The sequence below is a fragment of the uncultured Eudoraea sp. genome (genome assembly GCF_947258525.1).
Taxonomy (GTDB): domain Bacteria; phylum Bacteroidota; class Bacteroidia; order Flavobacteriales; family Flavobacteriaceae; genus Eudoraea.
In genome coordinates this window covers 1-12,975 of record NZ_CAMYIP010000044.1, presented here as the reverse complement: position 1 = coordinate 12,975, position 12,975 = coordinate 1, and the positions used below count along the sequence as shown (strand labels likewise).

Below are 12,975 nucleotides of genomic sequence, written 5' to 3'. Positions count from 1 at the left end.
AGGCTACCAGGAGGGGTGTAGCTGCCGTGATCCCCATTCTTCTGATAATAAAATCCCGGCCGTGAACACTATGTGTCAGTGGGATGTATTTCTTTATCTGCTTAAACACAAAAGATTTTCTGGGATCGAACTTAGTTTCCAGTGAACGAAACATTTTATAGGCAGTATATAAAAGGAAAACACCAAAAACGTAAATGATCCAATCTACCTTATTGATCAACGCCACCCCAAATAAGATCATCGCAGCCCGACAGATGATCGCGCCCAGAATACCCCAGAATAAAACCCTGTGCTGGTATTTTGGTGGGATTCTGAAGGCCGAAAAAATAACGGCGATCACGAATACATTGTCAATACTTAGCGAAAGTTCTATAAGGTATCCGGTGATGTATTTGATTGTGGCGCCATCCGGTGTAAGTCCGGTCGGATTTTCGATCATCCCACGGGTAAAGAGCAAATGCACAACACCGCTAAAACTCAAAGCCACCGTCACCCATAAAGCGGTCCACCTGCTCGCCTCAATTGTTTTTATAACATGATCCCTCTTATTGAAAACGCCCAGGTCCAAAGCAAGGAATAGGATGATCATTAGTATAAAGCCTCCCCAAATGAGCATGCGATCGTATTTATATAGTAAATATACATATCAGAATATATCTACTGAAGAAAGGGGAGTCCAAGGGTCAAAATAGACGCTAAGAAACACTCGTTTTTTAACACTGCTAATTGTAACTTTAAGCGTAGTGTACCTACAGATTACTAACAACCATTTATTCATTAATCAAAATTCATTCAAATGACACGTATTAACCACTCCCTACGAAAAGTGATCCTGGGTATGTTTATGCTTGCCAGCTGTTTTATGCTCCAGGCCCAGAATCAATTCACCACTAAAGAATGGCAGGACGATCTTACATTCCTGCAAGAGAAAGTACACCAGGATTATTCCTTCCTATTCAAGAAAATTTCATCCGAAGAATTTGATGCTTCGGTAGATGAGCTTTATAAAGCTATCCCCACCATGAAGGACCACGAAGTGTTTGCAGGCCTGGCGCGGATCATTGCATCCTTTAAATACGGGCATACACGAATCGGGTTTCGGGATAGCCCGATAAAAATGACACAATTGCCCATTGCTATGTATGAGTTTAGCGATGGCATGTATGTCCAGGGAGTTCACAAAGATTATCCGGATGCCCTGGGGGCCAAAGTAGTGGCTATTGAAGGCGTGCCTATAGATGACGTAATGAAGGCCATTTATCCCCTGGTGCCTTCTGAAAATGATCAATTCTTTAAGGCTTATGGCGTCTTATATGCTACTTCTCCGGAATTTCTGCATGCACAAGGGGTGACCGATTCCCTGAAGGAATCAATACAGTTTACCCTGGAAAAAGAGGGCAAAGAATTCCGGATCCTGGTAAAAGCGGGCGATTTTATGGCCATGCCCCTGGAATATGGCTATATGAAAGCCGGGGAGGACTGGCTACAGGTACGCGATTCGTCAATGACACCGCTCTATCTAAAAAATCTGGACAAGATTTATTATTACGAATACCTTCCGGAACAGAAAACAGTTTATGTACGACAGAGCCAGATCCAGGACGATCCCTCAGAAGATATACCGACCTTCTACGCAAAAGTGTTTGATTTTGTAGAGAACAACGATGTTGAAAAATTGGTGATCGATGTCCGACTCAATGGCGGAGGGAACAATTATAAAAATAAGCCCGTTGTTACCGGTATCATAGAAACGGAGAAGATCAATGAAGCGGGAAAACTCTTTGTGATCATCGGAAGACGTACCTTTTCTGCTTGTCAAAACCTGATCAACGAATTCAGCAATTATACGAATGCCATTTTTGTCGGGGAACCCAGTTCGGAAAACATCAATTTCTATGGGGACAACCGGGAAGTGCAACTTCCCAATACAGGCATCAAGACCTATCTCTCTTTTGCCTGGTGGCAGGACAAGCCCCAATGGGAAGGCGGACCATGGACAGCTCCGCATTTGGCAGTTGAGACGACCTTTGCCCAGTATAAGAACAATGAGGATCCTGTTCTGGATGCAGCCCTCGCATTTGAGGACGACGATTTTATTATTAATCCGATGAACCATCTGACCAATTTGTTTATGTCGGGCAATACGGTTCAGTTGGAAGCAGATGCTGTACGCTTGATAAGCGACCCAAGGTATAAGTTCTTTGATTTTGAGGGGGAATTCAACAAAGCGGGATACAGGCTGTTGGAGGGCAAACAGCTGGAAGAAGCTATCTATGTGTTTACTATGAATACACAGATGTTTGCAGATTCGGCCAATACCTGGGACAGCCTGGCAGAGGCGTATTGGAAGGCCGGGGATCTGGTAAAGGCAACGGAATATTACAATAAAGCCATTGAACTAGACCCCAAAGGCGGGGTAGGCGACAATGCCCGGACCATGCTCAAGAAGATGAAGGAAGGCGATCCGCATAAGTAAGGAGTAGGGGAGTCAGGAATTTTATTTGTCTTGAGAAGATGGCACAAAAATTGTTTACCTTGATATCGTAAAAACAATACACCTATGAAACCATTACACAAATACCCCCTGTTGATCCTATCTATGTTTCTTTTGCTATTTACTGTGAATGTACAAGCGCAGGATGATAAGGTCGACAAGAAAGCGAATGAACTGGTTCGGGCGTATCAGGCCGAAGTGGGTTTGACCATTGAACAAGCGACCGAATTTCAAAAAGCGATCAAGCACTATTTGATAAAGCGCAAGGAAGTAAAGGTCATGGATGCCTCTGCGCAGGACAAAACCAGTATGCTGAAAGATGTTTCGGATATGGAGAACAAGGCCATGGTGGCCATTCTTGACGCCAAGCAAATGAAAGCGTATAAAAAATTGAAAAAAGAACTACAGCCTATGTAGTTCCTCAAAACAAAAGAAAACCATGTAGTGAGTTTTTACTCTACTACATGGTTTTTTTTATGCCCATTTTTACCTACTTTCATTCATTGAAATTCAACCAATAAATTTCCTTGAAAATGAGATCAATTCAACAACTACTCATCCTGGGTCTGTGCCTTGCGATGACATCTGTCTATGGGCAAAAGAAACCGGATAATCCCTATTCAGGCCTATCCTGGAGGAGCCTTGGACCGGCCCTTACTTCCGGTAGGATCGCCGATATTGCCATCCATCCCGATAATGAAAATACATGGTATGTAGCCGTAGGTTCCGGAGGGGTCTGGAAAACTACAAATTCGGGAACTACATGGAAGCCTATATTCGACAGCCAGAAATCCTATTCCATTGGCTGCGTCACCATCGATCCGAATAATTCGCATACGATTTGGGTTGGTTCCGGTGAAAATGTAGGGGGTAGGCATGTTGGTTTTGGCGATGGCATCTATGTTAGCCATGACGATGGGAAAAGCTGGAAGAATAAAGGATTAAAAAAATCAGAGCATATTTCCAAGATCATCGTGCATCCGGATAATCCGGATACCATTTGGGTGGCCGCACAAGGACCTCTTTGGAGCAAAGGCGGTGAACGCGGGGTATACAAATCTACGGATGGGGGAGAGAGCTGGAAGCGCACCCTGGGCGATAGCGAATGGGTAGGCGCTACAGACCTACTTATTGATCCGAGAGATCCAATGGTACTATATGCAGCTAGCTGGCAGCGCCACAGGACCGTTGCTGCTTATCTCGGTGGCGGACCGGGATCCGGTATCCATAAAAGTACAGATGGAGGAGAGACCTGGGCTAAACTTTCCAGCGGCATTCCGAAATCTAACCTCGGGAAGATCGGACTTGCCATGAGTCATTTTGATCCGAATACGATCTATGCAGCTATAGAAACAGACCGACTCAAGGGCGGGATCTATATGTCTGCAGATGCAGGCCACTCCTGGAGCAAACAAAGCAATACGGTTTCCGGAGGTACGGGTCCGCATTACTACCAGGAATTATACGCTTCGCCGCATCATGACGGTACATTGTACCTGATGAACAATTATGTGCAGGTCTCCAAAGACCACGGGAAGAATTTCAGTACGATGAATGAAAAGAAAAAGCATGTAGACAGTCATGCCATGGCATTTAAATCATCGGATCCCAATTATGTGCTCTTTGGTACAGATGGAGGTTTGTACGAAAGTTTTGATCTTACAAAGAGCTGGAAGTACATCCGGAATCTTCCTGTGATCCAGTATTACAAAGTAGCGGTGGATGATTCGGCTCCCTTCTATAAGATCTATGGGGGTACCCAGGATAACGGCTCACATGGCGGTCCGTCACGGACACGCTCTTCGGCCGGGATCCTTAATTCCGATTGGTGGGTTACTCTGGGAGCAGATGGCCATCAGAGTGCCACAGAACCCGGGAATCCTGATATCACCTATGGGGAGTTTCAACAAGGGTGGTTATGGCGTGTAGATCAGACCACGATGGAGACTGTTTTTATTCAGCCTCAGCCCGGAGCAGGGGAACCTGCAGAACGCTTTAATTGGGATGCACCTATTTTGGTGAGTCCGCATAAACCCACACGTTTGTATTTTGCTTCACAGCGCGTATGGCGATCAGAGAACAGGGGAGATGCCTGGACAGCCGTATCGCCCGACCTAACACGGAACCAGGAACGCTTGGCCTTGCCGATCATGGGTGGACAGCAGAGTTGGGACAATGCATGGGATGTAAATGCCATGTCTAATTACAATACGATCACATCGCTTGCTGAATCTCCTATACAAGAAGGCTTGTTGTATGCCGGAACCGATGATGGAATTCTCCAAGTATCCGAAGATGGGGGCGCAAACTGGCGCAGAATAGAATTAGGCAATATCAAAGGAGTGCCGGCTACGCCATTTGTAAATGATGTACGCGCCGATCTCTTTGATGCCAATACGGTCTACCTGGTTTTGGACAACCATAAAAATGGGGATTACAGACCGTTTCTGTTGAAAAGTACTGACAAGGGGAGGACCTGGCAATCCATCAATGGGAATTTGCCGAATCCATTGCTGACCTGGCGACTCGTGCAGGACCACGAGCAAAAAAGCCTTCTTTTTGCCGCTACTGAATACGGGGTATATATGACCCAGAACGGTGGGCAACAGTGGACGCAATTAAAGTCGGGCATGCCTACCATAGCCATCAGGGATATCACGATACAACGCAGGGAGAATGACCTGGTAGCCGCTTCCTTCGGCCGTGGTTTTTATGTAATGGATGATATGAGTCCGCTGCGGAATTTCGCGGCCACAGCAGCACAAGAGGCGAGTTTATTTGATGTAAAACCGGCCTATTGGTATGTAGAAGGGGAGGAATTATACGGACAGGGGAATGCGGAGTATGCTGCCAAAAATCCGCCGTATGGAGCCGTGTTTACCTATCATTTAAAAGATTCTATTGCCTCGCTCAAATCCCAGCGAAAGCTAAGTGAGAAAGGCAAGACAACCGTGGCATTCCCCGGATGGGATGCCTTGGAGGAGGAGAAATTACAAGCGAAACCGGCCATTTGGTTTATTGTCAAAGATGGGCAGGGACAGCTGGTTGATATGGTTAAGGGGAAAAACAAAAAGGGGTTCAACCGGGTGAGCTGGGGCTTAAGTGTCGCCGATAGGAGTGGAGTGCCTTTAAAAGCGCCGCCACCGGTAGAGGATTATTTTTCATGGGGTATAAAAGCCACTCCGGGGGATTATACAGTAACCATGTCTAAGGTGGTCGATGGAGAAGAAACGGTTTTGGCAGGTCCGAAAGGATTTAAAGTAGTGCCTTTGACCAAAGGAGCCTTACCGGGCGCTTCCTATGATGATATTGTAGCTTTTAGGAAGACCTTTGAAGGCTTCCAGCAGGAGATGAGCTCAGTGCAATCTGTTTTAAACAAAAATCAGCAGAAGGTGGGCGCCATGCAGCGTGCCTTGACGAAGGCTACGAATCCGACATCTGCACTGGTGCAGCAATTGCACGAAGCACGTTCGTTCTTACAAAGTGTAGATACAGAAATGAATGGGAACAAGGCTAAGGCTGAAGTAGGGGAACGGGATGATCCAACGCCGGGCTCGGGTGGATTTATCGGTACGGTTGCTTTGGCTACCAGTACATACGGGCCTACGGACAATCATAAGTCGGCCTTACAGGTAGCGCAGACACAATTGCAGTCGATCAAAGGCAAATTGGATCAATTTGTGAAAGAGACCATGCCTTCGTTAGAAGCAGCTGTGAAAGCTGCGGGAGCGCCGTGGATCGAAGGGCAGGGGCTTAAGGATTAAAAAAGTTGTGGGAGTACGTCAAAGACGTAGCCATGGAGCCAGTATAGGATGATAAAAACGACCAAGGTGCCGAAGCAACCGCATTTGCCACCTCCGATCTTCTTGGCTCCAAAGAAGGCGATTATTGCGCGAATCAGGTTTTTTCATGGTTAATAGCTAGCTAATTTAAACGGGCCCGACGAGATGTTTAAGGGCCTCATAGACGATGACGGCAGGCCATACTATAGCTTTTAGGACGCCTACTACTCCTGCCCAAAAGGTGCATGCTGCTTTGATGTAATACACGGCGGCCCCAAGTATTCCGAGGAAGTAGAACATTCCACCACCGGCGGCTTTGGCTTTAGATTTTGACATTATGGTTGTTTTTAAAGGGATACTTTAACCCGATTTTGAGTCCAGATACCCGGTTATTTCTGTTGAAGGTAAAAAATGATGTACCTTCTTGCAAAATTTTGGGGATGAATCCTTGGAACCGCATACTTTTTATTTTATGCCTGTACCTGGGTTTTGGCGCTGAGCTGAACGCACAGGATTTAACTGCACAGCAAAAGGAGCGCCAGGCTGAAAAGGACAGGGAACCGCGCTTATTTGTGTATGATACAACATACCTGGCCAGTGTGCAAGCAGAACGGGCCGAAATACTTCGTCAAAAGATCCTGATAGATTGCCTGGATATATCTGATAAGAAAAGAGATAAGTTACTACGCGATCTCTATAGGCACAAACGCTCAAAGCGACTCAACAAAATTCTACTCGCTACTACGACCTATGAAGAAGAGGCAGCGCATGATCCTGATAATGATAAATAAGTAAGAATATCAGTAGATAGGGGATATTCAGTAATATACTATTTGACATAATATAAATTATAGGACAAATGTTCAAACTTGTTGTCCATCTCAAAAGAAGCTATTTGATAGCTATATTCTATTATGTCAAAAATCCCACAGACATCTCGTTACTATAGAATAATTGTAACTTGGGCCATTAAGCTAGAAGCGGTATGCTCCATATTTCGCTGTGTCCATTTTTTGTATCTATAATTTGTCGCTAGGTAAAATAGTCACTACTAACCACTATTTAGCCAAAATTTTATGGGGTCGATTTGCCAACGCATCATCCAGGTAAAAACTGACAATATTATAAAACTAAGCTATTAAATAAACTCGCACTTAATGGGATCGTTTTTATTTTTCTTAGATGTCTTTCAATAGATACTATTTTTTGAGATTATAAATGGTTTGAGTTGGAAAGGCAAAATCTAATTTTGCTTTTTCAAAACGCTCTAAAATATCAAGATTAATCTTGTTTTGAGCAAGTGGTATATCTGCTTCTTTTCTTATGTAGTAAATGAACAATAGTACAAGAGAAAAATCTGCATAATTTTCAAAAAACACAACAGGTTCGTCAGTAAGAATGTCTTGATTGTCGGTTACAATTTCTTTTAAAATAGTCATTGATTCCTTCATTTTTTCTGGACTAGTAGAATACGTTAAACCTAATCTTAACATGATTTTTCGAGTGGGTTCAAGAGCTACATTTTCAACACTATTACTAATAAACTTAGAATTAGGTATAGTTACTAAAGAACCAGATAAAGTCCTAATTCTTGAACTACGTATGCCAATGTCTTCAACTTTACCATCAAAACCATCTATTTTAATTCGGTCGTCAATTCTAAATGGTTTATCAGTAAAAACAGAAATCCCTCCAAAGATATTTTGTAAATAATCTTTTGCTGCTAAGGCAAATGCCAAACCTCCAATTCCTAAACCTGCTATTAAACCTGCTAAATTATAACCAATAAGATCAAAAGCTATAATTACACCAATCATCCATACGATAACAGTTATGACTTTGGTAATAATTGGCAACAATTGTTTTTTAGATTTACTTTCAGATATTTCAATTGCGGGCTCCATGTATCTTTCAACCATGGCATTTAGAAGACGAGCTGCGAACCATGTTATACAAATTACGATAAGTACTTTATCAGTATTTGAAACAAGAAGTGCAATATTGGAAGTCATATTTAACTGTTGCATTCCTATATAGAATCCAAAAATTGCAATGGCAAAAATAACAGGCTTCTCTAAAGTATCAACTAACACATCATCAAGCTTTGTTTCTGAACTATTAATAAGCCCTTTGGATATTTTCTTAAAGATAAAATAAGCTGCTTTGGCAATTATAATGCCACCAACAATGTATGCCAATGCAATCAACCATTGGGATAATGTATTCATAAAATATTGTTCTGATAGGAAATCTGTCATCTTTGAATTCTTATATATAATTATTGTATTGTTGTAATAACATAAACTTCACTTAATAAGTTTTAGATTTTAAATGCAAATCCATTTGTGGAAAGGGTATTGTGACCTTATTTTCAGCGAATTTTTTGTTTATAGTTCTACGGATATCACTTTTTATTCTATCTATTCCAAATATATTTTCACTATAAAACAAAACTTGAAAATCTAATGATGAATTTCCAAAATTCATCATTCGAGCTTCAATAAATTTAGGATTTGATATACCTGGATGCTCAATAGCACTTTCTTCTAAAATTTTTATAACTAAATCTACATCACTAGCATATGCCACACCAACATCGATTTTAAATCGTGTTACTTCTGCCTGATGACTCCAATTTATTACTTTATTGGTTGTGATCAATGAATTAGGAATTATAATAGAAATATCATCTCTATTTAAGGCTTTGGATGTACGTAGGCCAATACTTTGAATTTTTACCACATCACCGTCAATTTCTAAAATATCATCAATCCGTATGGATTTTTCTGAAAGTAAAATTATACCCGATAGGACATCGTTAAATGTTTGTTGTAAACCCAATCCTATACCAACAAGTAAAGCAGCAGATCCTGCAATTAATACCGTTACTTTGACTCCGATAGATTCCAAAATTAAACCAATTGCTATGACCCATATAATATATTTTATAATTTGAAATAATGCATAAGTATTCCTTTTATCAAGGTTTTTTAATTTAGCTTTTCTAAAAAGGGATTTTTTAAATACCCATAGTATTAATTTGGTAATTGTAAAAATTATCAAAACACTTACTAACGTATAAACCTGTATTGTATATACACCAATAGAAATCAGCTCAAATTCTAAAAAGTCCTTTAATGTTTCCATATCATATTTTTTAAAATCCTGTTTTTTGTGATTAGTTCCTTTTTATTATTGTCTTAAAGCCACTTTCGTTTACTAAAATACATAAGCATTCCAACGGCAATTAATATCATCACGCCCAACATAATAAAATAACTGTATTCAAATTTTAGTTCGGGCAATACTTCGAAATTAGTGCCATAAATACCTGCAATAAAAGTCAATGGAATAAAGATGACTGAGAAGATCGTTAATAACTTCATGACATCATTCAGCTTGCTACTGATCGTTGTATGATAGATATTCAATTGGTCAGAAAGAATTTCGCGATAGGTTTCTGACGAATCGATTGCTTGGTGAATGTTGTCTAACAATTCCTTAAAATGGATATTGTTATTTTCATTGATCAACTCGGATTCCATTTTAGATAAAGCCAAGATCATTTCTTGGGCAGGGCTTATATTTTTTCTCAAAAAATTCATTTCCCTTTTATAGGTGTAAATTTCGTCGATGACACTTTTTCTTGGTTCCTGTAATAAGGATTCTTCCAGAGCTTCAATTTTTTCACCAAGAACGCCGAGAATAAAAATGTAATTGTCAACTACGATGTCTAATAAGGCAAATGCCAAATAATCTGTTCCACTAGTCCTAATTCGTTTTTTTTGATTTCTAATACGATCTCGTACAGGTTCAAATACGTCTCCTTTTTTTTCTTGAAATGATAACAATGCGGTATCGGTAATAATAAGACTTAAATTCTCAACGGAAATATTATCAGAGTGACTGTTTTGTTGCAGCATCTTTATGGATAGTAGAATGCAGTTACTGAATTCCTGAACCTTAGGTCTGGCATTAACATTCATGACATCTGCAAGAACAAGTTTATCAAAATTGAAGCCTTCAGCTATTTCTTCGATAATGGATGTTTCATGAAGACCGTCCATATTGAACCAAGTTACAGTAGCAGTTTTTTTCAGTTCAAGCAGGGCATCTAGGTTCTCAACTGTTTTTTCTTGCAGATGTTCGGCATCAAAATCAACTATACGTAGTAAAACTTCATCCATTTTTTGTTCACCCCTGAAGAACATGTCGTCAGGTGATCGCCCTATATCTTCTTTGCGTTTCTTTACAATTCTTGCCATGGTTTTATGTGGATTAAAAACATCTTTTACATTGAAATTCTTTTTCTTTCCCTTTAATTACTGAAATAAAATCATTTCAAGCTAGATGACATTTTGATTTACTAATTATCCTATTTTTTACAATTCGTGATTTATCTGTATTCGCATATAGAGCGTTCAGTTCTTTTTTTGAATACACTTTTTGCACTTGCTTGACACCTGGATTGATAAGGTAGCGATTGGAAATAACTTTGCGTCCAAGTAATATTCTAAATTCCATAATATTACGACTAGCCAGAGAAAGTTCAATGGCAAAAGTATCTTCACCATTGGTCACAGGTGTTCTAATAATAAATCGTTCTTCTGATATGCCAAAAAACCCTTAATGGATCGCTTGCCTAATAGCTCAAGGCTGGCTCCTTCGGGCAGCGAAAAGAGTGTTCCATTACTCTATGTAATGGAACTTGGGATAGAAAATTTTTCAGAAAAGTACGCCAGTCTAACCGCTTTTTTTCCAAAACAAAGTTACAAAACGCAGAACAATATAGTACATTTAACAATATGGGATTATCCTGATTCTCAGCTGTTATGACTACTATATTTTAAAGCTTCAGATTTAGACCTCTAAAACCCTTACACTGTGTATCGCAGGGATATCCCAGGCTTCCTGGATCTTTCCGTCAGCAATACTCCAGACTACAACAGCGTCTACTTTTATTGGCTTGCCCTTGAGTGTCATAGAATCCTTCACATGAGTTACCACCAATTCATCTCCCATAGGAATGGTAGAGATCACATTCACCTTAAAGCTACCTCCCGTTTTGCCGGCCATTTTCTTGAAAAAGTCGGCAAAGCCTGTAATCCCATGATAATCGCCATGCAGTTCAGGTAGTTCCCGATTAAAATAGTGCCATACAAAGTTATCTGCTATGACTTCTGCACTTTCCTCCATATTGCTAAGGTCTAGTCGTTGCAATACGGCCATATTCGGATGTTCTTTGTTCATTAGGCTACGTATTTATACGTTGTTTCTTAGCGCGAAATATATGTAATACAAGTGCGCCATAGGTAACAGTTATTATGATGATAGCAATCACGATTCCAGCATATGGGATCATGCCTACTAATCGTAACAAGATCGCAATAGTTAAGGCAACTAACGTAACAGGCCAAAAGCCCCAATTCTTGTCTTTTCTATTCCTCAGATAGTAAGCAATCAATATAGCAGCCACGATCTGGCCAAACAGCAGACTAAATACAAACACTGCAGCGGCAAAAAGCCCTAATTTGACACCTATTGTTATAATAAAAGCAAGGAGGATTGCCACTGGAACTCCAATCAGGTAGAGCAAGCCGAAGCCAAAACTCTTTAACAACCTGTCTTCTATATCTTCTACTGCAGCTGAAAATCCATTTCTAAAGAGGGCGTGGAAGACCAGAATAGCTAGAAAGGCAGACAAGATAAAGATCAGCCATTTTTTCAATGCGTTAGCCCCAAACATAGTTGACGTTAATGATGATTCTTCCTCAAGATCCTCATTGAACTGAGCTTCTGCATTTACCAACGCATTATTGAAATTAATTTCTCCATCGCTCTGCCAGTATTCCACATCTTTATGGAATTTCGCATTGGACCCAAGGGTGAACTCGTTTACCGCTATTTTTGAAGCTCCCCGAATAGTTCCATCAATGTACACATCTCCGCCACTGATTTTTAGCTCCTCTATAACCGCCCCATTATTGACTACAACATCTCCGGCAAAGCAAACGAGCTTGCCATGTATACGCGCATTTTCATTAATAAAAACGGCCCCTCCAAAAACAACTAAGTCATCTCCTATTTCTGAATCAATGGTTATTTTTCCTCCGGCCACACGGACATCATCGGCTATAGGACCCTGGACTATTATCTCCCCTCCGGCCCCGATAAGGTCGCCCTGAATACTGTCGGTAACAGTCCAGTTGCCGCCTGCAATAACCAGGTCGCCTTGTACCGCAGCAGTTACTTTGATGGTTTCACCAGCGAGATATGTATCGTCCGGCTGTACGTTGTCTAGTACGATCTCCTCTCCTGCCTCAAACTGACTAAAAACGGTAATTACAGAAAAGAGGGCAAGTAGTATAGTGGTTAATTTTTTCATGAGTGCTAGGTTTTTAATCAAGCACTAAGCTACTCGCTGTTACCGATTTAAACAATGATATAAGTCATTACGCACCCTACTCTTGGTCTAGGTCTCGACTCCGCTCGACCTGACAGCTCAGGGCTGGGCTTTCCCCTACCCTTCGGCCAGGCTTCGATAAGGTCTCGACTCCACCTCGACTGGGTCTCGACTCCGCTCGACCTGACAGATCGGTATAAACGCTCGACCTCATAACAAATAAACTATGTTGATTATCTTTTTTCAAATACGAATATTTTCCCCTCCTGGGAGGGTCGCCGACGCTTCATAGCTTT

The 12,975-nt window shown here is 41.1% G+C and carries 12 protein-coding genes and 1 pseudogene; 5 read left to right on the top strand and 8 right to left on the bottom strand.

Translation table 11 applies throughout. From position 1 onward, the window contains the following. Positions 1-616, bottom strand: a pseudogene (locus tag Q0X89_RS02865) (hypothetical protein); the annotation flags it as partial. 180 nt (positions 617-796) lie between these two features. On the opposite strand from Q0X89_RS02865, the gene Q0X89_RS02860 reads away from it, so the two are divergent. The 3 genes from Q0X89_RS02860 (at position 797) to Q0X89_RS02850 (ending at position 6,258) form a co-directional block, all read left to right on the top strand. After that, positions 797-2,476 carry a tetratricopeptide repeat protein gene (locus tag Q0X89_RS02860; RefSeq protein WP_297691098.1) on the top strand — a complete coding sequence of 560 codons (1,680 nt, stop codon included), beginning with the start codon at positions 797-799 and terminating at the stop codon, positions 2,474-2,476. A gap of 84 nt (positions 2,477-2,560) precedes the next feature. Continuing rightward, complete coding sequence (locus Q0X89_RS02855; RefSeq protein WP_297691097.1) at positions 2,561-2,911, top strand: hypothetical protein; 351 nt, start codon at positions 2,561-2,563, stop codon at positions 2,909-2,911. Positions 2,912-3,027: 116 nt separating this feature from the next. Next, positions 3,028-6,258 carry a glycosyl hydrolase gene (locus tag Q0X89_RS02850; RefSeq protein WP_297691096.1) on the top strand — a complete coding sequence of 1,077 codons (3,231 nt, stop codon included), beginning with the start codon at positions 3,028-3,030 and terminating at the stop codon, positions 6,256-6,258. Between the two features lie 165 nt (positions 6,259-6,423). Here Q0X89_RS02850 and Q0X89_RS02845 read toward each other — a convergent pair whose 3' ends face one another. Further along, positions 6,424-6,612 (bottom strand): hypothetical protein, encoded by a 189-nt coding sequence (locus Q0X89_RS02845; protein ID WP_297691095.1) that lies wholly within the window; start codon positions 6,610-6,612, stop codon positions 6,424-6,426. A 104-nt stretch (positions 6,613-6,716) separates the two neighbouring features. Between Q0X89_RS02845 and Q0X89_RS02840 the strand changes: the two genes are divergently transcribed. Then, the gene (locus tag Q0X89_RS02840; RefSeq protein WP_297691094.1) at positions 6,717-7,067 is read left to right on the top strand and encodes a hypothetical protein; all 351 of its coding nucleotides are present in this window, start codon (positions 6,717-6,719) and stop codon (positions 7,065-7,067) included. Between the two features lie 408 nt (positions 7,068-7,475). Here Q0X89_RS02840 and Q0X89_RS02835 read toward each other — a convergent pair whose 3' ends face one another. From Q0X89_RS02835 to Q0X89_RS02820, 4 genes are all read right to left on the bottom strand, one after another. Then, the gene (locus tag Q0X89_RS02835; RefSeq protein ID WP_297691093.1) at positions 7,476-8,504 is read right to left on the bottom strand and encodes a mechanosensitive ion channel family protein; all 1,029 of its coding nucleotides are present in this window, start codon (positions 8,502-8,504) and stop codon (positions 7,476-7,478) included. Between the two features lie 82 nt (positions 8,505-8,586). Continuing rightward, positions 8,587-9,423, bottom strand: coding sequence for a mechanosensitive ion channel domain-containing protein (locus Q0X89_RS02830; RefSeq protein WP_297691092.1), 837 nt, complete (start codon positions 9,421-9,423; stop codon positions 8,587-8,589). A gap of 53 nt (positions 9,424-9,476) precedes the next feature. Next, positions 9,477-10,541 (bottom strand): magnesium/cobalt transporter CorA, encoded by a 1,065-nt coding sequence (corA, locus tag Q0X89_RS02825; protein ID WP_297691091.1) that lies wholly within the window; start codon positions 10,539-10,541, stop codon positions 9,477-9,479. Positions 10,542-10,617: 76 nt separating this feature from the next. Continuing rightward, positions 10,618-10,890 carry a RimK/LysX family protein gene (locus Q0X89_RS02820; protein ID WP_297691099.1) on the bottom strand — a complete coding sequence of 91 codons (273 nt, stop codon included), beginning with the start codon at positions 10,888-10,890 and terminating at the stop codon, positions 10,618-10,620. A gap of 15 nt (positions 10,891-10,905) precedes the next feature. Between Q0X89_RS02820 and Q0X89_RS02815 the strand changes: the two genes are divergently transcribed. After that, positions 10,906-11,112 carry a hypothetical protein gene (locus tag Q0X89_RS02815; protein WP_297691090.1) on the top strand — a complete coding sequence of 69 codons (207 nt, stop codon included), beginning with the start codon at positions 10,906-10,908 and terminating at the stop codon, positions 11,110-11,112. A 24-nt stretch (positions 11,113-11,136) separates the two neighbouring features. Here the strand turns inward: Q0X89_RS02815 and Q0X89_RS02810 are convergent, their stop codons facing one another. Further along, on the bottom strand, positions 11,137-11,526 hold the full coding sequence (locus Q0X89_RS02810) for a nuclear transport factor 2 family protein (protein WP_297691089.1): 390 nt from the start codon (positions 11,524-11,526) through the stop codon (positions 11,137-11,139). Between the two features lie 4 nt (positions 11,527-11,530). Next, positions 11,531-12,661 carry a hypothetical protein gene (locus Q0X89_RS02805; protein WP_297691088.1) on the bottom strand — a complete coding sequence of 377 codons (1,131 nt, stop codon included), beginning with the start codon at positions 12,659-12,661 and terminating at the stop codon, positions 11,531-11,533. Between the last annotated feature and the right edge of the window lie 314 nt (positions 12,662-12,975).